This is a genomic window from Flavobacterium glaciei (assembly GCF_003350545.1).
Lineage (GTDB): Bacteria > Bacteroidota > Bacteroidia > Flavobacteriales > Flavobacteriaceae > Flavobacterium > Flavobacterium glaciei.
Genome location: NZ_QQBA01000019.1, coordinates 1 through 25,897, shown reverse-complemented (window position 1 = coordinate 25,897; position 25,897 = coordinate 1). Strand labels below are relative to the sequence as shown.

Below are 25,897 nucleotides of genomic sequence, written 5' to 3'. Positions count from 1 at the left end.
TTAGACCAACTGCAATTTATAGCATGTTAAAAAAACTTCTATTATACTTTTTCCTTATTATTTGCGCTGTTTCATACAGTCAGATAGGAGGTAAGTATACCTATCAGTTTTTGAATTTGGTCACTTCACCAAGACAAGCAGCCTTGGGAGGAAAAGTAATTACGATATATGATAATGATGTCAATCAGGTTCATTTTAATCCAGCAACCATAAATGCTGAGATGGACAATCATTTAGCTTTGAATTATGGAAGTTATTTCAAAGAAGTATCATACGGAACAGCATCGTATGCTTATACTTATGACAGACATTTACAAACTATTCAAGCTGGTGTAAACTATGTTAATTACGGTAACTTTGAAGGCTACGATGAAAATGGTCAGCTAACAACTGAATTTACAGGAAGTGAAATAGCCCTTTCTTTTGGGTATGCTTACAACATTCCTTTCACTGATATTCATCTTGGAGCTAGTGCAAAACTAATTTCTTCTAGTTTAGAAACGTATCATTCTTTTGGAGGGGCTCTTGATATTGGAGCTTTGTATATTGATGAAAGAAACGACGTAAATTGGGGATTGGCGGTCAGAAACATTGGAACTCAATTTTCAACTTACAATGGTATAAAGGAAAAACTGCCACTCGAAATAATTATTGGTGTTTCACAAGAATTAGAAAACGTGCCAATTCGCTGGCATCTTACAATAGAAAATTTACAACAATGGAATATAGCTTTTTCAAATCCTGTCAGAGCTGAATCGTCTTTTGATGGAACAGATTCTGAAGAAAAAGTTTCATTTGTCAATAATGCATTACGACATGTAATTGTAGGAGTAGAGCTTTTTCCTAAAAAAGCATTTAATTTGCGTTTGGGATATAATTTTCGAAGAGCTGAAGAATTACGCCTTCAAGAACAACGTAACTTTTCTGGAGTTTCATTGGGTTTTGGGCTTAAGTTAAATAAACTGAAATTTAATTATTCCTATTCTAGATACACATTGGCAGGAAACACAAGCCTTTTTGGATTAACTATTAACTTTCAAGAATGATTTCATTTTGAATTTTGGGTTATATAGTTAGATTATTTATTAAAATTTAAATACAATATTTTGAAAAAAATTACAATTGCAATTGACGGATTTTCATCCACAGGAAAAAGTACGTTAGCCAAACAACTTGCTAATCATTTAGAATATGTTTATGTAGATACTGGGGCGATGTATCGAGCTGTAGCTTTATTAGCTATGCAAAACGGTTACATAAATGCAGAATCTTTTGATACACAAACATTAATTAATAGTTTGCCAAATATAAAATTGCAATTCAAGTTTAATCCTGATTTGGGTTTTGCAGAAATGTATTTAAATGATGTCAATGTGGAAACCGAAATCAGAACGATTGAAGTATCCAGTTTTGTGAGTAAAGTAGCTGAAGTTTCTGAGGTTCGTACCAAACTAGTAGAACAGCAAAAAGAAATGGGAAAAGACAAAGCGATAGTAATGGACGGAAGAGATATTGGCACTGTAGTTTTTCCCGATGCTGAGCTTAAAATTTTTATGACTGCCAGCGCATCAACAAGAGCTCAAAGGCGATACGATGAATTGGTAAAAAAAGGAGATGCGGTAACATTTGATGAAGTTTTGGCAAATGTAGAAGAACGAGATTATATTGACACCCATCGTAAGGATTCACCCTTGGTGATGGCGGAAGATGCTATAGAAATTGACAACTCTCATTTAAATCGTGAGGAACAATTTGATGTTGTGTTGCAATTAGTAAATGAAATTACTAAAACGATATAATTATTGGCAGATCTCATTTTTAATAGTAGATTTACGCCTTGTTAATTTTTTTAAATAAAAAACAATTCATCTCATGGGAATTAAAAATAGATTGATCATAATGAGTTTTCTCCAATTTTTTGTTTGGGGAGCTTGGTTGATTACAATTGCAAATTATTGGTTTGGTACAAAGAGTTGGGAAGGAACTCAATTTGGATTGGTTTTTAGTACCATGGGGATAGCATCGTTATTTATGCCTACGCTTACTGGTATTATGGCAGACCGATGGATAAATGCAGAAAAGTTATATGGAGCATTACATATATTGTATGCTGGAGTGTTGTTTTACCTTCCTCAAGTAACTACTCCTGAAAATTTTATTTACATCATGCTTTTGGCTATGTGTTTTTACATGCCAACAATAGCCTTGAGTAATTCGATTTCATACAATGCGCTCAAATTAAATAATAAAGATGTAATTAAGAATTTTCCACCCATAAGAGTATGGGGAACAATAGGTTTTATTGCAGCCATGTGGATTACAAATTTAACTGGAAATAAAGCTACAGCATATCAATTTTACATTGCTGGTCTTGCTGCTGTAGGACTAGGGTTTTACTCATTTACGTTGCCTCCATGTAAACCGCAACGCTTGTCTAAAGAAAATGCTTCTTTAATGGAAACTTTAGGTTTAGAGTCTTTTAAGTTATTTGCTGATTACAAAATGGCCTTGTTTTTTATTTTCTCTATGTTTTTAGGAGGTGCACTGCAATTAACAAATGCTTATGGAGATGTTTTTCTTGATGAGTTCAAGCATTTTCCTAAATATGCCGATTCATTTGTAGTTGAATATTCTACAATTATCATGTCGATTTCTCAAATTTCTGAGACATTATTTATTTTGGCAATTCCTTTTTTCTTGAAGCGTTTTGGAATCAAACAAGTGATGTTGATAAGCATGTTAGCTTGGGTATTGCGTTTTGGGTTGTTTGCCTATGGAAACCCAACGAGTGGTTTGTGGATGATTATTATGTCATGTGTAGTGTACGGAATGGCATTTGATTTCTTTAATATCTCAGGTTCTTTATTTGTTGAAACAAATACAGATGCTAAAAATAGATCTTCAGCGCAAGGTCTGTTTATGATGATGACTAATGGTGTAGGAGCAGTTTTAGGAAGTTTTACCTCAGGTTGGGCAATTGATAAATATTTTACCAAGTCATTTACTGGAACTACTGATTTAGCTGGTTTTTTGCAAACAGAACCAACGAACACTAAGATGACAGAGTTTGTGGCTAGTCAAGGAAAAACCATAGGAGCAGACGGACTTTTTGATTCGGTTATTTTAATGAAAGATTGGCACACAATATGGTTAGCTTTTGCAATCTATGCATTAGTAATTGCCATCGCTTTTGCAGTATTATTTAAACACAAACACGAACCTTTAGATGTAGAAAATGTAAGTCATTAAATCTTTTACCAAAAAAAATAGTTTAATATAAAATACCCCCAAAAAGTTAGATTCTATTTGGGGGTATTTTTATGGAATGAAAGTCAAGTATGATTATGCTTTTAATTAGAATGCATAAAACTATATTTTGCTTTCAAATCAATGTGCATTTTTGAAATAGTTAATACGAACCCAACAATTAATTAAAAAATTAAGAACATAAATTTATAGATAAATCACTAATCAGATACCAAGCTAGCTAAGTAAGCTAGTATTCTTGATATAAGACCGCTTTTTTTTGACAAATAGTCATCTTTTTTTGAGAGATTTTCAAATTCTCTAAAAGTAGATACTATGAAACTTATAAAACAAATTATAACGATTCCCGTGAATAGTAATATATCTAGATTTTTCATTTACTTTTTTAATTTTAAGTTAAAGAATATAAGAAGACCTACTATTGTTGGAGGCCAAAGTCCAATAAAAATTGCTTTTTCAAAATTCCCTTCAACCAAGTATATATACTCAGAAATGAAAATTAAAAAAATTACAACTATAATTGTAAAGAGTTCTGATTTTTTAAATTTTGTAAACATAATTAGTTTTGTTATTAAATTAAAGTATTGAAAATCAATTTTATTTATATCTATTGTAAAGCTACAATTAAAAATTCATTTAAAACTGTTTAACTATATTTAATTTTGATTAAACAAAATATTTTTTTTATTTGTAAGGTTTATTTCATTCTTTTAAAAAATGAACTAGCTATTTGAAAACAAATTAAAAAGTATTATTTCGCTCCTGATTTTCAAACAATTATCTTGAGTTTAAAATTTTGGTATTCAATATTAATGTATTACTTTTGCAGTCCTTAAAGGTGAATAAGAGTTTCCTTTGGGATTATATACATTATACAAACAACTTCTGTTGTTTTCTATCACATTATGAAACTCAAGAAAATACAGAATACAAATTTTTAATCAGCATGTCTGAACAAGTAAAATCACAAGAAGAGTTTTTAGCAAATTTTAACTGGCACAATTTCGAAGAAGGTATTGATGCTGTTGACGAAAAAAACTTATTAGAGTTTGAGGAATTAGTTTCTAAAACTTTTATTGCAACTGATCAAGAGGAAGTTGTAGAAGGAACAGTTGTAAGAATTACAGATAGAGACGTTATCGTTGATATCAATGCTAAATCTGAAGGTGTAATTTCATTAAATGAATTCCGTTACAACCCAGCTTTAAAAGTAGGTGATACTGTTGAAGTATTAATTGACATCCGTGAGGATAAAACAGGTCAGTTAGTATTATCTCACAGAAAAGCACGTACTATCAAATCATGGGATAGAGTTATTTCTGCTAACGAAACAGGTGAAATCGTTAATGGTTTTGTAAAATGCAGAACTAAAGGTGGTATGATTGTTGACGTTTTCGGAATTGAAGCGTTCTTACCAGGATCTCAAATTGATGTTAAGCCAATTAGAGATTACGATGTATACGTAAACAAAATGATGGAATTCAAAGTTGTGAAAATTAACCACGAATTTAAAAACGTAGTTGTATCTCACAAAGCGCTTATTGAAGCGGATATTGAAATTCAGAAAAAAGAAATCATAGGTCAATTACAAAAAGGACAAGTATTAGAAGGTGTTGTTAAAAACATTACTTCTTATGGTGTGTTTATTGACTTAGGTGGAGTTGATGGATTGATTCACATTACTGACCTTTCTTGGTCTAGAATCAACCACCCATCTGAAGTTCTTGAATTAGATCAAAAATTAAACGTTGTAATCCTTGATTTCGATGATGAGAAAACAAGAATTCAATTAGGATTGAAACAATTAAACGCTCACCCTTGGGATGCTCTAGATGCTAAATTAGCTATTGGAGACAAAGTAAAAGGTAAAGTAGTAGTTATCGCTGATTACGGTGCTTTCATCGAAGTTGCTGAAGGTGTTGAAGGTTTAATCCACGTTTCTGAAATGTCTTGGTCTACGCACTTGCGTTCTGCTCAAGATTTCGTAAAAGTTGGTGATGTTGTTGAAGCTGTTATCTTAACTTTAGATAGAGATGACCGTAAAATGTCATTAGGTATCAAACAATTGTCTCAAGATCCTTGGACTGATATCACTGCTAAATACCCAGTAGGTTCTAAACACACAGGTATCGTTAGAAACTTTACAAACTTTGGAATTTTCGTAGAATTAGAAGAAGGAATTGATGGATTAATTTACATCTCTGACTTATCTTGGACTAAGAAAATCAAACACCCATCTGAATTCGTAAACGTTGGTGAAAAACTTGACGTTGTAGTATTAGAGTTGGATGTTGATGGACGTAAATTATCTTTAGGTCACAAACAAACTACTGCTAACCCTTGGGATCAGTATGAAGATTCATTCGCTGTAGGAACTATCCACAACGGTGAAATCTCTGAAATTGTTGACAAAGGAGCTACTGTAGAATTCGGAGATGATATCGTTGCTTTCATTCCTACTCGTCACCTTGAAAAAGAAGACGGAAAGAAATTGAAAAAAGGTGATTCAGCTGATTTCAAAGTAATCGAATTTAATAAAGAATTCAAAAGAGTAGTTGCATCTCACACTGCTATCTTCCGTGAAGAAGAAGAGAAAAATGTGAAATCAGCTTCAGAAAACACTTCATCTAACTCATCTACAAATGCACCTGCTGCAACTTTAGGAGATAACAATGATATGTTAGCTGCATTGAAAGCTAAAATGGAAAAATCAGAGAAAAAATAATTTCTTAAATTTTTTTGAATACAGAAAGCTCCGCAATTTTGCGGAGCTTTTTTTTGTGCTTTATTTTTAGGAGCACAACATTTGGTTTACTATCTACAATCCTCCCGCTGTTCGCAGTATCCACGCCCAAAAGCGAGGGATACTTGCTGCCATCGGGGCTAATTTACTTCGTGTCGTTTTCATAACTCTAAAAAAAATACATTTTAAATAATTGTATTTCAATGATTTAAAAAAATATTTTAATTTTTTTAAAACCAAAAGTATATATAGGGCGTAAATGCTTTTATATAACTTAAAATAACAGATTTTATGAAAACTAGAAAAATTTTATCAATTGCATTTATGGCTTTAGTATTTGGAGCAACTTCTTTCGCTCAAAAAACAGTTATGGTTGGTGGAGCTGCTATGTATCCAACAAAAAATATTGTTGAGAATGCTGTAAACTCAAAAGATCACACAACTTTAGTAGCAGCAGTAACAGCAGCAGGTTTAGTAGAAACATTACAAAGTAATGGACCATTCACCGTTTTTGCCCCAACAAATTCTGCGTTTGACAAATTGCCTGATGGAACTGTATCCACATTATTAAAATCTGAAAATTTAAAAATGTTACAAACTATTTTAACCTACCACGTAGTTGCAGGAAAAATGAATGCTTCTGATATTGCAAAAGCTATCAAAATGGGCAATGGAAAGGCTACAATGAAAACAGTAAGTGGTGGTACTCTAACAGCTTGGATGCAAGGCAAAGATTTATATATTACAGATGAGAATATGAATAAAGCTAAAGTAACAATTGCTGATGTGAACCAATCAAATGGTGTGATTCACGTGATAGATGCTGTAGTATTGCCAAAACAATAATTTTAGATTAGAGGTTGATATTTTGTTAGTCTTAAAAGCCCTGCTTTCAGCGGGGCTTTTTTGTGTAAAAAAAATCCCGATTCTAATTTTAGAATCGGGATTTCTTGTAGTATGAAATTAGACTTATCTTAAACTAGCTCCAAGTTCTGTTTCAAAATTATTTTGCAGTTTACTCATTATTTTGTCAATTTGAGTATCTGTAAGTGTTTTAGAATTATCTTGAATGGTAAAACTTAATGCGTATGATTTTTTTCCTTCAGGAAGATTTGCGCCCTCATATACATCAAACAAATTAATATCTTTTAAAAGTGCTTTCTCTGTTTGACGAGCAATTTTATAAATATTGTCATAAGATACATTTTGATCAATAAGTAATGCTAAATCTCTACGAACTTCTGGATATTTTGGAATCTCAGTATATTTAATCTTAGTAGAAATCAATTTTAAAATCAAAGCCCAGTTAAAATCTGCGTAAAAAACTTCTTGTTTAATTCCAAAATGTTTTAATATTGATTTTTTAACTACTCCTAATTCTACTAGTATTTCGGTTCCAACACTCATAGCAATTCCTTCAGAAAAAACATCTGAAGTTGTTGGAACGTTTTGCGTTTTTTGAATGCCCAATCTTGAAAGAATTCCATTTGCATATCCTTTAAATAAAAAGAAATTAGATGGTTGTTGAACAATAGACCAGTTTTCTTGATTTCTATTTCCAGAAAGGAATAAAGTAAGATGTTTTTTCTCTTCGTAACCAGCAAGATAGTTATGGTACGTTTTTCCAAATTCAAATAATTTCAAATCAGCGTTCTTGCGATTAATATTATAAGAGATTGCTTCTAATCCAGAAAACAATAAGGATTGGCGCATGGTGGCTAAATCGGTACTTAGCGGATTTAACATTGTAACATTGTATGCGGGATTCAAATCTTCAGAAAGGTCAACATAAGACCCAGTTGTTAATGAATTTGCCATCATCTCATTAAATCCTTGAGAATTTAATTGTGTAGCAATCACATTTTGTATTTTATAATCTTCGTTTCTTGGTGAATTGGAAACAGTGGCATTTAGTTTTTTAGAAAAGTTAATATTATTATAACCGTATACTCTCAATATTTCTTCAATAACATCTATTTCTCTCTGAACATCCACTCGATACGAAGGAATTGTAAGTCCTAACCCTGCATCTGAAACACTATTGACTTTTATATCTAATGAAACTAATATTTTCTTAATGTCATCTTTTGGCAATTGTTGTCCAATAATTTTATCAACTTTACTGAAATTTAAAAACACAGTAAAATCCTCAATTTTTTTTGGATAAACATTTATAACATCCGAAGTTATTTCTCCACCAGCTACTTCTTGAATCAATAAAGCCGCACGCTTTAATGCATATTCAGTGATAGTTGGGTCAATTCCTCTTTCAAAACGGAAAGAAGCATCCGTGTTTAATTGATGTCTTTTAGCAGTTTTACGAATGCTTATAGGATTAAAATAGGCACTTTCTAAGAATATTGAGTTGGTACTTTCAGAAACTCCTGATTTTTTCCCTCCAAAAACACCAGCAATACATAAAGGACCTTTTTCATCACAAATCATTAAATCATCTTCGTGTAAGGTTCTTTCGATATCATCTAGTGTGGTGAATTTTGTCCCTGCGGGAAGTGTTTGCACTACTATTTTACCATTGATTTTTGAAGCATCAAAAGCATGAAGTGGTTGACCTAATTCATGTAAAACATAATTTGTAACGTCAACGATATTATTCTTTGGATTTAATCCTATGGCTTTCAATCTGTTTTGCAACCAAGCTGGAGAAGGTTTCACTTCAATGCCAGAAATCGTTACTCCGCAGTATCTTGGTGCAAATTTTGATTCTTTTACATCAACATCAATTTTCAAAGTTCTTTTGTCCACTCTGAAATTACTCACTGAAGGAGTTATTAATTCTACGTTTACACCATTTTGTAGCATTCCAGCTCTTAAATCACGTGCTGTTCCTAAATGACTCATCGCATCGGCACGATTGGGTGTTAAACCAATTTCGAAAACCTCGTCATTTTCAATTTTGAAAACTTCAGCTGCAGGAGTTCCTGGTACTAATGCTTCATCTAAAATCATAATTCCATCATGGCTTTCACCTAAACCTAATTCATCTTCGGCACAAATCATTCCGTGGCTTTCCTGTCCACGTATTTTTCCTTTTTTTATAGAAAAAGCAACACCATCTTTATCGTATAATGTAGTCCCAATTGTAGCAACAGGAACTTTTTGCCCTACAGCTATATTGCTAGCACCACAAACAATTTGTACTGGAATTCCATTTCCCAAGTCAACGGTTGTTATTTTTAATCTGTCAGCATCTGGATGTTGAATACAAGTAAGAACATGTCCGACAACAATGCCTTCTAATCCCCCTTTTACCGATTGATATTTGTCAACAATTTCTACTTCTAACCCTAAATCGGTTAGTAGTGCTGCAGTGTCTTCGGATTTCCAATCTATTTTAATGAATTGTTTTAACCAGTTGTAAGATATTTTCATCTGTAAATTTTAATGAGATTACTTTGTCAGTTCGACCTTCGGTCTCGCGTGCAAATATAAGGATTGCAGTTTGGAGTAAGAAACAATTTTTTTTGTTTTTTATATCTGATTTAGTCTTTTAAGTAGGTGTTTAAATTAATAATATGGCAGTAATGTTTACAAATAAATATGAATTAATTAATAATTTCATGTTAAAAAAACAGATATGAAAATTTAATGCTATTAGTTGATTGAATTGTGCTATAATTAGAAGAATTAGTAGACTAAATTTGATAAAACATAAAAAATAAATAGCATGGATAACGTAGTAATAAGACCTGAGTTTAAGGCAAAATATGACAATTACATAGGTGGAAAATTTGTTGCGCCAATAGGAGGGCAATACTTTGATGTAGTTACTCCAGTTGATGGAAAAGTGTATACAAGAGCTGCTCATTCAACTAAAGTTGATATTGATTTAGCCGTTGATGTAGCATACGAAGCTTTTCAAACATGGGGAAAAACATCTGTAACAGAGCGTAGTAATTTGTTGAATAAAATTGCTCAAGTTATGGAAGATAATTTAGAATATCTTGCTACAGTAGAAACAATTGATAATGGAAAAGCAATTCGCGAGACTTTAGCAGCCGATATGCCTTTAGCAATTGACCACTTTAGATATTTTGCGGGTGTTATTCGTGCCGAAGAGAGTTCTATTGCCGAATTAGATTCGCAAACTGTTTCCATTGCCTTGAGCGAGCCATTAGGAGTAATTGCTCAAATTATACCTTGGAATTTTCCAATTTTAATGGCAGTTTGGAAACTTGCTCCAGCATTAGCCGCTGGGAATACTGTAGTATTAAAACCAGCTGAAAGTACACCAATATCTATATTAATTTTAATGGAGTTAATAGGAGATATTCTTCCTCCAGGAGTAGTAAATATTGTTAACGGTTTTGGTGCTGAACTTGGAAGAACTTTGGTAACTAACAAAAAAGTATCAAAAGCAGCTTTTACGGGTTCTACGCCTACAGGTCGCTTAGTAATGCAATATGCTACTGAAAATATTATCCCTGTAACATTAGAATTAGGTGGAAAATCTCCAAATATTTTCATGAAATCAGTTGGTGATGCAGATGATGATTTCTTTGATAAAGCTGTTGAAGGTGCTGTAATGTTCGCTTTAAATCAAGGTGAAATTTGTACTTGTCCTTCACGATTATTAGTACACGAAGATATTTATGATAAATTTATAGCTCGTGTTATTGAAAGAACAGAAGCAATCAAAATGGGAAATCCATTGGACAAAACAACGATGATGGGAGCACAAACCTCATTAGTTCAAAAAGAAAAAATTCTATCTTACATAAAACTAGGAAAAGAAGAAGGTGCAGAACTGTTAACAGGTGGTGAGGAAAATCACTTAGAAGGACATTTATCTGACGGATACTATATCAAACCAACGCTTTTTAAAGGACATAACAAAATGCGTATTTTTCAAGAAGAAATTTTTGGACCAGTTTTAGCTGTAACTACTTTTAAAACAACCGAAGAAGCGATTGCTATCGCAAATGATACAATGTACGGTTTAGGAGCCGGACTTTGGACACGTGATGCGCATGAGATTTATCAAGTCCCAAGAGCAATTCAAGCAGGTCGTGTTTGGATTAACCAATACCATTCTTATCCTGCTGGAGCACCATTTGGAGGGTACAAACAATCTGGAATTGGTCGTGAAAATCACAAAATGATGTTAGGTCATTACCGTCAAACCAAAAACATGTTGATTTCTTACGATAAAAAGAAATTAGGTTTCTTTTAGAAATAAATTAAAAATCAAAAAAGGTAAGTTATGGAACTTACCTTTTTTTATAAACAAAAAATTATGTCATCAAAAACGATGAAAGCTGCTCGCTGGTATGCTGCAAAAGATATCAGAGTAGAAGAAACTGAAATCCCAACAACAGGTTCAAAACAAGTTAAAATTGAAGTTCAGTTTGCTGGAATTTGTGGTTCCGATCTGCATGAATACACACATGGACCTAATTTGATTCCGGTTGAAAAACCATATCCCTTGAACGGTCATCAAGGTGTAACTACTTTAGGACATGAATTTTCGGGAATAATTACTGAAATTGGTGAAGAGGTAAAACATCTAAAAATAGGAGACAGAGTTGTAGTGGAACCAATTTTCAAAAATCCGGATAGTCCGTTTATCGCTAACGGCGAATACAATTTGTCTGAACCGCTTGGTTTTATTGGGTTGACTTCTAATGGTGGTTTTGCAAAATATACGGTTGTTGAAGATTATATGGTACATAAAATACCGGATTCAATGAGTTTCGAACAAGGTGCCTTGGTAGAACCTGCTGCTGTGGCAGTTTATGCTGTTTTACAAAGTGGTTTAAAAATGGGGCAATCCTGTTTGATTTATGGTGCTGGACCTATCGGCCTTTTGTGTGTTCAGGCTGCTATTGCTGCCGGAGCGGCAGAAGTTATTGTTGTTGATATTGCTGAAAAGCGTTTAGAAAAAGCTAAAGAAATTGGAGCAACAACTATCATTAATGGTAAAAGTGAAAATATTACGCAGCAAATTAAAGAATTAACTTCATGTGGTGTTGATGTTTTTCTTGATGCAGCTGGTGTTCAAGCATCATTTGATGGTGGTATTGCCAGCTTGAAAAATGGTGGAACAGCTGTTTTAGTAGCTCTATTTGGAAAACCGGTTACACACGATGCTTTTGATCAAGTTGTTCGTGAAATTACAATTAAAGGAATTATTGCCTACAGAAATATATTTCCCCAAGTGATAAAATTAATCGACCTAGGACGAATGCCGGTTGAAAAACTGGTAACGAAAAGAATTACCTTAGACGAGATCGTAACGGAAGGTTTTGAAGTATTGGTGTCAAATCCATCACAAGTTAAAATTTTGGTCGATATTACAGGTTAAACTAAATTCAAATTATATTTATAAAAAGTTATGCAACCATAATTTTTCTATAATTGTGGTTGTATTTTAAATGATTGATTATGACAAAAAGAATAGATGCAACAGAAAAAGCAATAGAATTAATCAAAATATTGCAGGAAAAACATGGTGATTTGATGTTTTATCAAGCTGGAGGTTGTTGTGAAGGAACTCAACCACAGTGTTTTGAAAAAGGAGGTTTTTATCAAAGATTGGGTGATGTTTGTATTGGCACAATCGAAAATACAGAGTTTTGGGTAGACAAGGATTTATACGAATATTGGAAACACGCTCATTTTACTTTGGATGTAATTGATGCCTTTGGTGTGGGAGGATTTTCTTTGGAAACTCCTTTAAAAAAAACATTCCGAATTGAATATCGCATTTTTACACCAGAAGAAGAGTTATCATTGGAGCCTGTAAAATATATTGAATAGCTTAATTTACATACAATAACTGATATTGTTTAGGTGTAATTCCTTCGTGTTTTTTAAACAAACGAATAAAGTAATTACAATCTTCAAATCCGGATAGGTAGCAAACTTCATTAATTTGTATAGAAGGATTTTTCAACAACTGCTTGGCACATCTTATTTTTTCATTAATCACAAATTCTATTGGGCTCATTCCTAATTCTCTTTTGAAAAAACGATAGAAAGATGTAGTACTCATGCACGCTTTTTCGCTCAAATGTTTCATGCTAATGTTTTCCTTTAGATTTAATCGAATGAATTCAACTACTTGTGTTATAGGATTTTTTGGATCTACAAATAATCCGTCATCAATTGCTTTTGATGTTTGTGTTTGCATTATTCGAATTAATAATTCCTGTAAAGTCAAATCAGCCAAAGCATCTTTAGTAATCGAGGTACTCATGCATTCTTTGATCAATTTATTAATCGTTGTGGCCAGTTCGACATTATTGTAAAAAAAATAATTCTGATAATTCAATTGCCAGAATTGATCTTTCCCTTCTTTGGGGTATCTTTCGTTTAAAAACGCTAAGGTGTCGGTAATTTTTGTTTGGTCTATTGCCAAAGCCAAACATTGTGTTGGATTATTTTTTGATGCTTCTGGAAAATCTATCTTCATCTCAACATTAGAGGGAATCACAACGGTTTCTCCAGGTAAATAGACAAAACTAGGGTCGTCAAAAAGATGCATTATTTTTTTTCCACGCAACATACTGGTAACCACAAAATCATTAAATTTTAAAGGAACTAATACCGAAGGCTTATAAGTTTCAAAAAGATTCAGTTCGCAATGATTTAAAGAATATACAGTTCTATTTTCTACTAATGTTTTTAAGGATTTCTCTGTTGATAAATGAGGTGGATTAATAAATGCACGGTTATTGTTCATAGTTTTAAACTTTAAGAAGCGAAAGTTTAAATTTAATCAAAATTATTAGAATCAAAACACTGTTTAACAAAATTTAAATTAATTCTTCTACATGTTTTTTTATATTCTCTGCAATTTTTTGAGTAGGTAAATCATTTTCATCACTTCCAAAAGGGTCTTCAATTTCCTCCGCAATTAACTCCAAACTCGACAGCACATAAAAAATAAAGACAACTACAGGTATAACGTAATAACCTAAACTGATAGCGTATCCAAAAGGTAAAGTTAAAACATAAAAAAAAATAAATTTCTTAAGAAAAGCACTGTAAGAATAGGGAATAGGTGTGTTTTTAATTCGTTCACAAGCGCCGCAGATATCAGTAAATGATTTAATTTCATCGTTTAAAATAATTAGTTGATCACCCGTTATTTTTTTGGAATCGTATAAATCATTAATCTTCTGAAACAACATTTTAGCGACTTGATTTGGTTTGTGTTTGTGATGATCAATTTCTAAATCGACATCATCAAATAACTGTTTGCCAGTCTCCTCATCTTTTAAATGTTTGTTTAAAATAGAAGCGTAGCTGGGAATTAATTTTCTGAAGAAAGTTAGATCTTTTTCATCTTTTAAAACGACGGAAAGTTTAATGGCAAAATTACGGCTGTTATTCACTAAAGCACCCCACATTTTACGTCCTTCCCACCAACGGTCATATGCAGTATTTGTTCTAAAAACCAATAATAACGAAATCACGAAACCTAGCATTCCGTGCATAAGAGTAATGTTTTTTACATAACTTTTATCAGTCAATTTCCAGTATTCAACTTCTAAATATCCAATAATTCCAGAATATATACCTATGGCAAGCATTAATGGCATCAATGTTCTAAAAGTGTCCGCTTTGTGAAAACGAAAAATAAAAGTAAACCAGTCTTTTGTATTGTATGATACCATTTAATAAGCTTTTTTAGCAAATTTAAATTAAATTTTAGATTTATTGCTACTTAAAAAAAGTACCTAAGAAATAATAATAAATGAAAAAGGAACTATTTTATGAATAGTTCCTTTTGTAATTTTTAAAATGTCATAAAACGGATTATAGAGTACTAAGTTCCTCAAACACGTCACCTTTAGGACAGCCAGGTGCATAGATCACTGCTTGATGACAAGATGTACCTGCTTTAAGCCATGAAGTTGCAGTAGTAGAAATTTCATACCCGCGGTTATATTTCAAAATGATTACCCATGAAGTTGCTTCTTGAACATCAAATTTAATAAAATTCGTAGTAATTTCTTGTGTATCACAACCTGTTCCAGAACCTTCAGATGGAGACATATTTGCAGGATTACCATTAACGGTAGCTGAAATAATATCGGCAAATGTAGCACTATCTTGACCACAATTATTAAGGTCGATGATAAAGTGACTAAGTGATTTTGCTTTAGTAACTGCTCTTGTAATAGTATAAGTCCATTCAGTACCATCTGAACTTACCGTAACAGCAACATTATAGTCACCAGAATTACTTACAGAATTTATTGATCGCTTGCTATTAGCAATTGACAGTGGCTCTAAATTAACAGATTCATCGCTACAACTAAAAGTAATTATAGACATTATAAGAATTAAGTAAATTTTTTTCATTTTTTTTCGTTTTTAATTAATTATTTATATTTGGTTCATATGTTGTTGATACAAAGATGTATAAACAATTAAGTTTTAAAAAAAATATACGATATACTCTTCTTTTTAACGTCAAAAAGCACTAATATTCAATGTTTTTTAAAATAAAATTAACAAATAGAAAGAATAATCTTTGAAAAAGACTAATAAGTAGATTATGATTTTTGTAAATAATTCTTTTTTTTAATTTAAAAATTGAGATTTCCTGCCAATTCCCGAAGTGCAATTTCAGATAATTTTCCTTGAAATTGTGCATTGCTGTAACGCACTTTGGCATTTACATAATTTAATTGTGCGGTTCTGAATTCTAATGTTGTTATGGTTCCAATTCTGAATTTGTCTAAAGTAATATTCAGATTTTGCTTGGCTATCGATTCATTTTTTTCTTCTAAAGCAATCAATTCTAAATTGGTCAAATACGTTTGATAGGAACTTGCTAATTGGGAATTTAAAGCTAAATTTTGTTGATTGATATTCAATTTAGAATTTTCAATCTGAATCTTGGCAATTTTTTCACTTCGGTTCTGAGCTAAACCATCAAAAATATTCAAAGAAGCATTAAAACCGTAGTTAAAACCTCTAGATTGTGCTTGAGCAACAAACCCAAGACTAGATTGACTTTCTGAAAAATTGTAGGCTGTATTTACTCTAACTGTAGGGTAACGTGCTGCTTTGATCTGTTTTAATTCTAATTCTGCTATTCTTTTATTAATAATTTGAGCTTCTAATTGTGGATTTTGTTTTTCAGCTAAAGCTATTAATTCTGGAAGCTGTAATAATGCATCCACTTCAAGTTGATCTATAACTTTGAATTCAGTCGTAACATCTCGGGCTAATAATTGGTTTAATAAAATTTTACTGTTAGTGTACAATTCTTTTTGTCTTAACAACGCCACTTGATCCGTATTCAGGTCTACTTGAGCATTCAAAACTTCTAATTTAGATGCTTTCCCTATCGTAAATCTGTTTTGTGCCAATGCTAATCGCTGGTTTGAAATAACTATTGTTGTATCTAATGCGGTTAATTGTTGTTGTTGCTGTACCAAATTATAATAGGCTGCGTTTACGTCGCTAATTCTTGTTATTACAGTTAATTTTAACTGAGCTTCACCCAGTTTTTGTAATTCTTTTAACTGATCCAGTCTCGCAAACATTCTCATTCCGTCAAAAATAGTCCAATCAAGTCCAACACCATAAGTCAAACTATTGTTTTTAGCATTATCTAATTCAGTTTCAGTTCCATCCTGACGCGTTTGGGAACTATTCTGCACACTGTTATTATCAATAACAGTCGCCGTAACTGTAGGTAACATTCCGGCATTACCAATGGCTACATTTGTTTTTTCGATAGATAAATTATTGGTCGCAATTTTAATTTCGTAATTGTTTTCTAATGCAATTTTTACTGCGTTTTCTAATGTCAAAACTTCTTGTGCATTGGTATTTACCACACAAAAAAAGAATAGTAGTAAGCTTTGAAACAGTATTTTAGTATTTGTCATAATTATATTTTTTAGCCATTAATCAACGAGATTTAAATAAAAACTCTGATTAATAAGCGACTTCAGCGTTACATTCAAAATTATTTAACTTCTTTTTCATATTCTTCAATATGATCAAATTCAGGATAATGTTTTCGCGCTTTGGACCACATTAAATACATTGCTGGAATAACGAATAATGTTAAAACTAAAGAGAAAATAGTTCCTCCTACAATTACAACTCCCATTCCAATTCTACTGGTTGAAGCTGCTCCAAGTGACATTGCTATTGGTAACGCTCCTAATGAGATGGCTAAACTTGTCATTAAAATAGGTCGTAATCTCGCTTCCGAAGCCTCTAAAATGGCTTCCATTTTTGGCTTACCTTGTTCTCGAAGCTGATTTGCAAATTCTACTATTAAGATTCCGTTTTTAGTTACTAAACCAATAAGCATTACAGTTCCAATCTGGCTAAAAATATTCCAAGTCTGGTCAAACAACCACAAAGAGAATAAAGCACCAGCAACGGCCATTGGCACGGTCAAAATGATGATCAGCGGGTCGATAAAACTTTCAAATTGTGCCGCTAAAATCAAAAATATCAATACTAAAGCCAATCCAAATGCAAAAGCAGTATTCGAACTACTTTCGACAAAATCTCTGGATTCGCCACCTAAATCTGTGGAAAATGTATCGTCAAGGACTTTTGCTTTTATTTCATTCATCGCATCAATTCCATCGCTGATACTTTTACCAGGAGCTAAACCTGCAGAAACAGTAGCGGCCATATATCTATTGTTGTGGTACAATTGTGGTGGATTACTTTTCTCTTCAATAGTTACCACATTGTCCATCTGGATTAATTGCCCCATATTATTTTTGACATACATTGACGTCAAATCCAATGGTTTCGAACGGTCTTTTTGGTCAAATTGCCCAATAATTTGATATTGTTTTCCATTTCTCATGAAGTAACCAAAGCGTTGTCCGCTTAGCGAAAGCTGCAATGTTTGCGCAATGTCAATCACTGAAATCCCTAGACTTTCTGCTTTTTCTCTATCGATAGTAACATTAACTTCAGGTTTGTTAAATTTAAGATTCACATCGCTAACTGCAAAAGTTGGATTTTTAGCAACTTCGTCCATAAAAACAGGAATTTTTTCTTCTAGTTTTTTAAAGTTTGGAGCTTGTATGATGTATTGAATAGGCAATCCGCCTCGTCTGTTTACAGCAATTGTTGGCTGCTCAATTACAGAGGTTTTTGCGTCTGGATATTGTTTGGTCCATTTCGTTAATTTCTCCGCAATTTCTTTTTGAGAGTCTTTTCTTTGATCTGGTTGAACCAATGACACCCTAATAAAACCACTATTTACGGATGAAGATCCAAAACCAGGAGATGTAATAACCAAGGCTACTTTTTTGCTCGGAATTGAATCATCAACTAATTTAGAAACTTCTTGCATGAAACGATCAGTGTATTCATAAGAAGAACCTTCAGGAGTTGACATTCGTAAAACAAAACCACTTCGGTCATCATAAGGCGCTGTTTCTTTTTGCAAAAGGTTGAAAAATAAATAAATCAATCCAAAACAAGCTATTAATATTGGGAAACTCAACCACTTTTTCTTCATAAAACGGTCTAACGCTCTGGCATAACCATTGTTTAATTGTACAAAATAAGGTTCAGTACGAATATAAAATTTTGATTTTTTTTGTTCGCCGCCTTTCATTAAATAAGCGTTCAACATGGGTGTTAATGTCAACGATACAAAAGCAGAAATTAATACCGCAGCACCAATGACGACGCCAAATTCCCTAAACAATCGCCCAACAAATCCTTCGAGGAATATTACCGGAAGAAATACCGCTGCTAAAGTGACTGAAATCGAAATTACAGCAAAGAATATTTCGTTTGATCCTTTGATGGCTGCTTCAATAGGAGTCATGCCTTCTTCTACTTTTTTGAAAATATTCTCGGTGACCACAATTCCATCATCTACCACAAGTCCCGTTGCCAGGACAATAGCCAATAATGTCAATACATTGATGGAAAACCCGAAAAGCCACATGATAAAGAAAGTAGCAATCAACGAAACAGGAATATCGATTAATGGTCTAAAGGCAATCGCCCAATCTCTAAAGAATAAATAGATAATCAAAATTACCAAAACTATTGAAATCCCCAATGTTTCAGCAACTTCAATAACTGATTTTTTTACAAAAATAGTATTGTCAATCGCAATGTTTAATTTGATATCCTTAGGTAAATCTTTTTTTAATCGTTCAAATTCTTTGTAAAAAGCGGTAGAAATATCTAAATAATTTGCTCCTGGAAGTGGCACAATAGCAACACCAACTAAAGGTGTACCGGACTGCGTCATTTTAGTTTCCGTATTTTCTGGTCCAAGACTCGCTGTCCCTACATCGCTAAAACGAACTACTTTTTCACCTTCAGAACGAATAATAATATTGTTAAATTCCTCGGCAGTCGAAAGGTTACCAACTGTTTTCACCGTTAATTCAGTATTATCGCCGGTAAGTTTTCCAGAAGGTAATTCTACATTTTGCTTGTTCAAGGCATCTCTCACTTCCGATACGGTACAACCATAGGCAGCCAGTTTTATAGGATCAATCCACAAACGCATGGCATATCTTTTTTGCCCCCAAATTTGAACACCACTCACACCTGGAATCGTTTCTAATCGTTGTGAAATTACATTTTCAGCATAATCACTTAATTCTAATGCATTTCTGGTATCACTTTGTACCGTCATTGATATAATTGCTTCTCCATTGGCATCAGCCTTAGAAACAACTGGTGGAGAATCAATATCTTGTGGAAGATTCCTAACAGCTTGAGAAACTTTATCTCGTACATCGTTAGCAGCTTCTTCTAAATCTTTGTCTAGATTAAACTCAATCGTAATATTACTGCTTCCTTGCGCACTCGAAGAAGTCACGTTCCTAATCCCGTCAATAGAATTGATTGCTTTTTCTAACGGTTCCGTAATTTGCGACTCAATAATATCAGCATTTGCACCGGCATATCGAGTACTGATAGAAACTTGGGCAGGGTCAATCGAAGGGAATTCTCGTACTCCAAGAAATGTATAACCAATTATCCCAAACAATACAATGGCTAAATTGATTACTATTGTAAATACGGGTCTTCTAATACTTGTTGTGGATAAACTCATTTTTTTTGAATTATGAGTTATACATTATGAATACGATGTAAATCATAATTTATAATGTATAACTTTTAAAATTATTTTATTAGAACTTTTACTGGAGTTTCATTTTTTAAGGACATTACACCACTTGTAATTACTGTATCGCCGGCTTTCAGACCAGAAAGTACCAAGATTGAAGCATCTGTTCGTGTGGCAGTTTCTATCATTACTTCTTTGGCTTGACCATTACTAGAGATAAAAACTTTTTTACCATTTTGAACTGGAATCACAGCTTCTGTTGGGACTACAATAGCGTCCTTTATGATGTCTAAAGGTAATTCGACATCAGCAAATGTTCCCGGTAATAATTTTCCGTTTTTATTTTCAGCAATCGCACGAACTTGTAATGTTCTGGTAGCTACAGCAACTTCAGGCTCAATAGCATAAACTCTTGCCGTAAACTTTTCTGTAGAACCTGAAATGGTGAAACTGATGTTAGTGTTTGTTCTGACCTGACTGGCGTATTTTTCTGGGATTGAAAAAGTAATTTTAAGTTTTCCAGTATTTACTAATTTAGCAACTAAAATTGCAGGTGTAATATAGGTACCTGGAGAAATGGAACGCAATCCAATTCTTCCTGAGAATGGTGCTCTAACCGATGTCTTTGCAATTTGTGCTTGTATTAATTGGCTTTGTGCTTGTGCCGATTTTAAATCAGCTCGAGCCAAATCATATTCTTCCTGACTGATGGCTTCTTTTTGTAATAATAATTTAGCTCTTCTTTCGTTTTCTGAAGCCAATCCTTCTCTGGTAGAAGTTTGTCTCAGTTGAGCTCTTAACTCTAAATCATTAACTTTAAAAAGTACTTGTCCTTTGCTCACATTGCTTCCTTCCTGAAAATAAATTGCTTCTACAATTCCTGAAACTTCACTGCGTACTTCTACTTGTTCATTAGCCTCAATAGAACCGGAAAGAGACAAATTATTGTCAAAAGTTTGCGGTGTAGCAACAATTCCGTTAACACTTATAGACTTGCCTTTCCCTTTTTGGTCTTTCGAATCTGCATTTTTACTATTATTTTCTGTGATTCGGTAACCAATAAATCCAATGATTCCAATGGTTAATAAGGCATAAACTAGGTATTTAATTTTCATAAGAATTGAATAATGTAGGATTAAGTTTCAGTAATTTTAGTTAAAAACAAATTTAGGTTTTAGAATTGGTAATTGTGATTTAGTTAATTTTTATTTAACGTTTGTACATACAAATATTAACACTTAGTTAATTAAAGTATTTACAAATAAATACAAGCTTTAACTATTTTTAAAGAGTATTGACTATAAAAAATGCAAATGGTTTAATCAATAATTAAAAAAAAGAAATTTTTTTTGAGAAATAAAGGAAGTTACGCATTTTTAGACACTTAATATTAAAGATAAAGCATTATTTAGCTGATGTAATTCCAAATGTTTTTCTTTTTGGTCATTTCGATAAAAACAGCTCTCAACGCTGCATGTTCTGGTTTTTGCATGGCTGCATCTTCCTTGAGTAATTTCAAAGCGTAATTTCGAGCTAATGACAGCGTATCTCTATCCCGAACTAAATCGGCAATTTGAAGATTTAAAACACCGCTTTGTTGTGTTCCCATTAAATCTCCAGGACCACGAAGCTTCAAATCGACTTCGGCGATTTCGAAACCATCATTAGTTTTTACCATCGTTTCCATTCTGGTTTTACTGTCAGAACTCAATTTATGGCTCGTCATCAGGATGCAATAACTTTGCTCTGCACCACGACCTACACGACCACGAAGCTGATGCAGTTGTGATAATCCAAACCGTTCAGCGCTTTCAATAATCATCACACTAGCGTTAGGTACATTGACTCCAACTTCTATCACGGTTGTAGCAACCATTATATTGGTTTTTCCTTCCGAAAAACGTTTCATTTCGGCATCTTTTTCCGCAGGTTTCATCTTTCCGTGCAATATAGAAATCGAATATTGTGGCAACGGAAAATCTCTAGAAATACTTTCGTAACCGTCCATTAAATCTTTGAAATCCATTTTCTCGGATTCTTGGATGAGCGGATACACAATATAGATTTGGCGACCCAAAGCGATTTCATCCCGAAGGAATTTCCATACTTTCAGTCGGTTGCTATCAAAACGATGTACGGTCTGAATCGGTTTTCGTCCCGGAGGCAATTCATCAATCACTGAAATGTCTAAATCGCCATACAAACTCATTGCCAAAGTTCTTGGAATAGGAGTGGCGGTCATCACCAAAACGTGTGGCGGAATCACATTTTTTTTCCACAATTTAGAGCGTTGTTCTACTCCAAAACGGTGTTGTTCATCAATCACAGCCAATCCTAGATTCTTAAATTTTACTTTGTCTTCCAGTAAAGCATGTGTTCCGATAAGAATGTGTAACGTACCGTTTTCCAGTTCTTCATGGATAATTCTCCGATGTGCTATTTTAGTAGAACCCGTCAGTATTCGAATGTTGATGTTTAAAGTTTCAGCTAATTCGGATAAACCAATATAATGCTGATTGGCCAGGATTTCCGTGGGTGCCATCAAGCACGCTTGGAAACCATTATCAAGTGCCAAAAGCATGCTCATAAAAGCAACAATAGTTTTTCCAGAACCTACATCGCCTTGTAGCAAACGATTCATTTGGGCGTTGCTTCCCATATCGGTACGAATTTCTTTGATCACTCTTTTTTGAGCATTTGTCAATTGAAAAGGCAAATGATTCTGATAAAAATCATTAAAATATTCTCCTACAGTTGTAAACGGATGTCCTTTTATTTTATGTTTTCGAATGAGATTCTTAGTAATTAATTGCAACTGAATAAAGAACAATTCTTCAAATATTAATCGGAATTTGGCTTTTGCCAAAACTTCGGTGCTTTTTGGAAAATGAATGTTGAATAAAGCTGCTTTTTTAGGAATCAGTTTCAATTCGTTGATTAAATAGTCAGGCAAGGTTTCCGTAAACAACGCTTGCGTTTCCAGAAACAATTGTTGCATCATTTTGTTAATCACCCGATTTGAAATCCCGCGATTCGTCAAGGTTTCTGTTGAAGGATACACGGGTTGCATCGCAGAGCGAAGGCTTTTTTCATGTTCGCTCAACAACTCAATTTCCGGATGCGCCATGTTAAAAGCATTCCCAAAAGACGTGCATTTCCCAAAAATCACACAAATTTCATTGAGCTTCAGACTCTCCCTAATCCATTTGTGACCTTGAAACCAAACGAGTTCCATTTGGCCCGTATCATCTACAAAAGTCGCGACTAATCGTTTTTGGTTTCTGCCAAATTCTACAGTTTTGATGTTGATGATTTTACCGATAATCTGAACTTCTGCAATGTTGTTCTGCAGTTCGTTAATCTTGTAATACCGAGTTCTGTCGATGTATCTGTTTGGAAAAAAATTAACTAAATCTTGATACTTATAAATACCCAATTCCTTACGTAGCAATTCGCCCCGATTGGGACCAACGCCTTTGAGGTATTCGATGGGAGTAAGTAGGAGGTTTTGCATTTAGATTTTTTTGGACACGGATGAAACGGATTTGCTTTTCTCGACTTCGCTCGAGATGACAAAACGCGGATCAAAACGGATTTTTAATTTGATGAAGCGAAGATAGTTTTTTGTTTGGAAATTTGGAAATGGGAATGTTTGGAAATAGAGTAAGAAAAATGTTATATTTGAAATGAAAATCTAGAAAATAGCCAACCTAAAAAATGAAACTAATAACATGGAATTGTCAAGGTGCCTTCAGAAAAAAAGCTGAGCACATTTTGAACCTTAATCCTGATATTTTGGTTGTTCAAGAATGTGAAAGTCCTGAAAAATTGATTTTTAAAAATCCTGTAATAAAACCGAAGAATTTTTTATGGTTTGGAATTAACCAAAATAAAGGGCTTGCAATATTTTCATTTGGAAATTATAAATTAGAACTTTTTGAGCAATATAATCCTGAATTCAAAATTGTGACGCCAATTAAGGTAAGTAACATTAAAAATTCATTTGTTTTTTGCAATCTGGGCGAACAATACACAAGATAAAAATAATCAATATATTGAACAAGTTTGGAAGGCGATAAATCATTATGATGAAATTCTAAATAATGAGACATCAATATTAATTGGAGATTTTAATAGTAACAAAATTTGGGATAGAAAACATCGAATTGGAAATCATTCGGAAGTTGTTGATAGATTAGCAAACAAAAAGATATTTAGTATTTATCATAAACATTATAATGAAGAGCAAGGAAAGGAAACAAAACCAACATTTTACTTGCAACGAAATAAAAATAAACCATATCATATAGATTACTGCTTTGCATCGGAAAGTTTAATTAATAAATTTAAAGAAATAGAAATTGGAACTTTTGAAAATTGGATTGAACTTAGCGATCATTCCCCGTTATTAGTAAAATTCGAACTTTAAAAAGAAAATTAAGTTTTAGACTTTCTGATATTTGCGAAATTCGGAATTATTTTATCACCTGATTAAATAAATAAAGAGATATGTTTCATCAAAACACAATATCTTCGCCAATAATAAAATACCTTAAATCATGACAACTCATCTCGCATTGCTTCGGGGCATCAATGTTTCCGGTCACAGTATGATCAAAATGGAGACTTTAAAAACGACTTTAGAAGCCATTGGTTTTCAAAATGTGCAAACGTATATTCAATCTGGGAATGTTTTTGTAGATACTGAAGAAGAAAGTCCTGCAGCTGTAGGTTTCAAAATAAAGCAAGAAATTTTCAAGGCTTTTGGTCATGAAGTGCCTGTTGTTGTGATTGGTTCCGCGGATTTAGAAGCATGTTTCAAGAACAATCCTTTCTTGAAGGAAAAAGACATTGATACTAAGAAGTTATATGTGGCTTTTATTTCTACTACATTGCAAAGCACCAGTATGAATGATTTAAAAATTAGCCAATTCAAACCTGATGAAGCTAGTATTGACGGCAACAGAATTTTTATAAAATATGCAGTTGGCGCTGGAAAAACTAGATTTGACCAAAAATATATCGAGAAAAAACTCAATGTTACTGCAACAATCCGCAACTGGAATACAGTGACGCAATTACTGAAAATGTACGAGGAAAGGTAATAAGACTTTAAGTCTGGTTTAACCGCTAATTCGCTAATTTTTAAATGCTATAAACCATTTAAAATTTCGAATTAGCGGTATTTTTTTTAAAGTCAAAACAAGGATGTTTCAAAATCTATTTTTAACTTTATAAAAAACAATTATAATTTGACGCAACCTTCTGCAAGAAGAAGCATCTAAATAATATCTGTAAAATCTGATACATGAAAAAAAGAATTATTCTTGTTGCTTTCCTTACAATTTTTAGCTCCTGTTCTGAGGATGAAGCTGAAGCAATTGTTACTACCGATTATTACGGGAAATGGAATTTGGTTTCATTGACGGGTAGATTACAAAATTCAGAAACTACAGGCGCAGCAATGGCTTGGCAAGAATTTTATTTATTCAACACCAACGGAACTTTTACAAAATCCAGAGAAGAAAATTCAATAAAAACAACACTTTCGGGTACTTATACGACCACAACTCAATTTGACGGAATTTTTTTTGAATTAACATATCCAATTGACAGCGAAATTATAGGCAGCTGTTATGGAAACCAAAAAGAAGTTCTGTTTTTAAATGCCAATAATTCTTTGTCTAGTACATGGAGTTATTGTGATGGTCCGGGATTAAAATATAAAAAACCCGTTGGGTGAAATTAAATTAAGGAAAAAAATCGGGGAAAGATATTGGTCAAGATACTGAAATTCAGTATCTTGAAGTTGCAAAACAAACCAA

At 33.0% G+C, this 25,897-nt stretch carries 20 protein-coding genes; 12 read left to right on the top strand and 8 right to left on the bottom strand.

Going from position 1 to position 25,897, the window contains the following annotated elements:
* The first annotated feature begins 23 nt into the window (after positions 1-23).
* The 5 genes from porQ (at position 24) to DFR66_RS12885 (ending at position 6,856) form a co-directional block, all read left to right on the top strand.
* Complete coding sequence (porQ, locus tag DFR66_RS12910) at positions 24-1,046, top strand: type IX secretion system protein PorQ (protein ID WP_114755251.1); 1,023 nt, start codon at positions 24-26, stop codon at positions 1,044-1,046.
* A 60-nt stretch (positions 1,047-1,106) separates the two neighbouring features.
* Positions 1,107-1,799, top strand: coding sequence for a (d)CMP kinase (gene cmk, locus DFR66_RS12905; protein ID WP_114755250.1), 693 nt, complete (start codon positions 1,107-1,109; stop codon positions 1,797-1,799).
* 73 nt (positions 1,800-1,872) lie between these two features.
* A complete protein-coding gene (locus tag DFR66_RS12900; RefSeq protein WP_114755249.1) occupies positions 1,873-3,249 on the top strand; it encodes a nucleoside permease in 1,377 nt (458 codons plus the stop codon).
* 964 nt (positions 3,250-4,213) lie between these two features.
* A complete protein-coding gene (rpsA, locus tag DFR66_RS12890) occupies positions 4,214-5,992 on the top strand; it encodes a 30S ribosomal protein S1 (protein WP_114755247.1) in 1,779 nt (592 codons plus the stop codon).
* 309 nt (positions 5,993-6,301) lie between these two features.
* Positions 6,302-6,856 carry a fasciclin domain-containing protein gene (locus DFR66_RS12885; protein WP_114755246.1) on the top strand — a complete coding sequence of 185 codons (555 nt, stop codon included), beginning with the start codon at positions 6,302-6,304 and terminating at the stop codon, positions 6,854-6,856.
* A gap of 123 nt (positions 6,857-6,979) precedes the next feature.
* On the opposite strand, the gene pheT is transcribed toward DFR66_RS12885, so the two are convergent.
* Positions 6,980-9,400 carry a phenylalanine--tRNA ligase subunit beta gene (pheT, locus tag DFR66_RS12880; protein ID WP_114755245.1) on the bottom strand — a complete coding sequence of 807 codons (2,421 nt, stop codon included), beginning with the start codon at positions 9,398-9,400 and terminating at the stop codon, positions 6,980-6,982.
* A 295-nt stretch (positions 9,401-9,695) separates the two neighbouring features.
* On the opposite strand from pheT, the gene DFR66_RS12875 reads away from it, so the two are divergent.
* The 3 genes from DFR66_RS12875 (at position 9,696) to DFR66_RS12865 (ending at position 12,787) form a co-directional block, all read left to right on the top strand.
* A complete protein-coding gene (locus DFR66_RS12875; protein WP_114755244.1) occupies positions 9,696-11,201 on the top strand; it encodes an aldehyde dehydrogenase family protein in 1,506 nt (501 codons plus the stop codon).
* A gap of 63 nt (positions 11,202-11,264) precedes the next feature.
* Positions 11,265-12,332: a 2,3-butanediol dehydrogenase gene (locus DFR66_RS12870; protein WP_114755261.1), complete on the top strand. Its 1,068-nt coding sequence runs from the start codon at positions 11,265-11,267 to the stop codon at positions 12,330-12,332.
* 80 nt (positions 12,333-12,412) lie between these two features.
* Entirely contained in the window at positions 12,413-12,787 is a 375-nt protein-coding gene (locus tag DFR66_RS12865; protein ID WP_114755243.1) for a DUF779 domain-containing protein, read from the top strand.
* A gap of 1 nt (position 12,788) precedes the next feature.
* Here DFR66_RS12865 and DFR66_RS12860 read toward each other — a convergent pair whose 3' ends face one another.
* From DFR66_RS12860 to recG, 7 genes are all read right to left on the bottom strand, one after another.
* Positions 12,789-13,712: an AraC family transcriptional regulator gene (locus DFR66_RS12860; RefSeq protein ID WP_114755242.1), complete on the bottom strand. Its 924-nt coding sequence runs from the start codon at positions 13,710-13,712 to the stop codon at positions 12,789-12,791.
* Positions 13,713-13,785: 73 nt separating this feature from the next.
* Positions 13,786-14,649 (bottom strand): bestrophin family protein, encoded by an 864-nt coding sequence (locus DFR66_RS12855; protein ID WP_114755241.1) that lies wholly within the window; start codon positions 14,647-14,649, stop codon positions 13,786-13,788.
* Positions 14,650-14,791: 142 nt separating this feature from the next.
* Positions 14,792-15,313 (bottom strand): hypothetical protein, encoded by a 522-nt coding sequence (locus tag DFR66_RS12850; RefSeq protein WP_114755240.1) that lies wholly within the window; start codon positions 15,311-15,313, stop codon positions 14,792-14,794.
* Positions 15,314-15,567: 254 nt separating this feature from the next.
* Entirely contained in the window at positions 15,568-16,881 is a 1,314-nt protein-coding gene (locus DFR66_RS12845) for a TolC family protein (protein ID WP_114755239.1), read from the bottom strand.
* Between the two features lie 80 nt (positions 16,882-16,961).
* Positions 16,962-20,057 carry an efflux RND transporter permease subunit gene (locus tag DFR66_RS12840; protein WP_114755238.1) on the bottom strand — a complete coding sequence of 1,032 codons (3,096 nt, stop codon included), beginning with the start codon at positions 20,055-20,057 and terminating at the stop codon, positions 16,962-16,964.
* 71 nt (positions 20,058-20,128) lie between these two features.
* Entirely contained in the window at positions 20,129-21,187 is a 1,059-nt protein-coding gene (locus DFR66_RS12835) for an efflux RND transporter periplasmic adaptor subunit (RefSeq protein ID WP_114755237.1), read from the bottom strand.
* A 293-nt stretch (positions 21,188-21,480) separates the two neighbouring features.
* A complete protein-coding gene (recG, locus tag DFR66_RS12830) occupies positions 21,481-23,586 on the bottom strand; it encodes an ATP-dependent DNA helicase RecG (protein ID WP_114755236.1) in 2,106 nt (701 codons plus the stop codon).
* A 203-nt stretch (positions 23,587-23,789) separates the two neighbouring features.
* On the opposite strand from recG, the gene DFR66_RS14060 reads away from it, so the two are divergent.
* From DFR66_RS14060 to DFR66_RS12815, 4 genes are all read left to right on the top strand, one after another.
* Positions 23,790-24,113 (top strand): endonuclease/exonuclease/phosphatase family protein, encoded by a 324-nt coding sequence (locus DFR66_RS14060; protein WP_242008682.1) that lies wholly within the window; start codon positions 23,790-23,792, stop codon positions 24,111-24,113.
* Positions 24,076-24,501: an exonuclease/endonuclease/phosphatase family protein gene (locus DFR66_RS14055; protein WP_242008683.1), complete on the top strand. Its 426-nt coding sequence runs from the start codon at positions 24,076-24,078 to the stop codon at positions 24,499-24,501. The genes DFR66_RS14060 and DFR66_RS14055 overlap by 38 nt, the downstream gene beginning before the upstream one ends.
* Before the next feature lie 130 nt (positions 24,502-24,631).
* Positions 24,632-25,177 carry a DUF1697 domain-containing protein gene (locus DFR66_RS12820; RefSeq protein WP_114755235.1) on the top strand — a complete coding sequence of 182 codons (546 nt, stop codon included), beginning with the start codon at positions 24,632-24,634 and terminating at the stop codon, positions 25,175-25,177.
* A gap of 203 nt (positions 25,178-25,380) precedes the next feature.
* Entirely contained in the window at positions 25,381-25,815 is a 435-nt protein-coding gene (locus tag DFR66_RS12815) for a hypothetical protein (protein ID WP_114755234.1), read from the top strand.
* Positions 25,816-25,897: the final 82 nt, after the last annotated feature.

Coding starts and splice junctions, on each gene's coding strand:
- porQ (WP_114755251.1), top strand. CDS start 24: ATGTTAAAAAAACTTCTATTATACTTTTTCCTTATTATTTGCGCTGTT.
- DFR66_RS12900 (WP_114755249.1), top strand. CDS start 1,873: ATGGGAATTAAAAATAGATTGATCATAATGAGTTTTCTCCAATTTTTT.
- rpsA (WP_114755247.1), top strand. CDS start 4,214: ATGTCTGAACAAGTAAAATCACAAGAAGAGTTTTTAGCAAATTTTAAC.
- DFR66_RS12885 (WP_114755246.1), top strand. CDS start 6,302: ATGAAAACTAGAAAAATTTTATCAATTGCATTTATGGCTTTAGTATTT.
- pheT (WP_114755245.1), bottom strand. CDS start 9,400: ATGAAAATATCTTACAACTGGTTAAAACAATTCATTAAAATAGATTGG.
- DFR66_RS12875 (WP_114755244.1), top strand. CDS start 9,696: ATGGATAACGTAGTAATAAGACCTGAGTTTAAGGCAAAATATGACAAT.
- DFR66_RS12870 (WP_114755261.1), top strand. CDS start 11,265: ATGTCATCAAAAACGATGAAAGCTGCTCGCTGGTATGCTGCAAAAGAT.
- DFR66_RS12865 (WP_114755243.1), top strand. CDS start 12,413: ATGACAAAAAGAATAGATGCAACAGAAAAAGCAATAGAATTAATCAAA.
- DFR66_RS12860 (WP_114755242.1), bottom strand. CDS start 13,712: ATGAACAATAACCGTGCATTTATTAATCCACCTCATTTATCAACAGAG.
- DFR66_RS12855 (WP_114755241.1), bottom strand. CDS start 14,649: ATGGTATCATACAATACAAAAGACTGGTTTACTTTTATTTTTCGTTTT.
- DFR66_RS12850 (WP_114755240.1), bottom strand. CDS start 15,313: ATGTCTATAATTACTTTTAGTTGTAGCGATGAATCTGTTAATTTAGAG.
- DFR66_RS12845 (WP_114755239.1), bottom strand. CDS start 16,881: ATGACAAATACTAAAATACTGTTTCAAAGCTTACTACTATTCTTTTTT.
- DFR66_RS12840 (WP_114755238.1), bottom strand. CDS start 20,057: ATGAGTTTATCCACAACAAGTATTAGAAGACCCGTATTTACAATAGTA.
- DFR66_RS12835 (WP_114755237.1), bottom strand. CDS start 21,187: ATGAAAATTAAATACCTAGTTTATGCCTTATTAACCATTGGAATCATT.
- recG (WP_114755236.1), bottom strand. CDS start 23,586: ATGCAAAACCTCCTACTTACTCCCATCGAATACCTCAAAGGCGTTGGT.
- DFR66_RS14060 (WP_242008682.1), top strand. CDS start 23,790: ATGAAACTAATAACATGGAATTGTCAAGGTGCCTTCAGAAAAAAAGCT.
- DFR66_RS12820 (WP_114755235.1), top strand. CDS start 24,632: ATGACAACTCATCTCGCATTGCTTCGGGGCATCAATGTTTCCGGTCAC.
- DFR66_RS12815 (WP_114755234.1), top strand. CDS start 25,381: ATGAAAAAAAGAATTATTCTTGTTGCTTTCCTTACAATTTTTAGCTCC.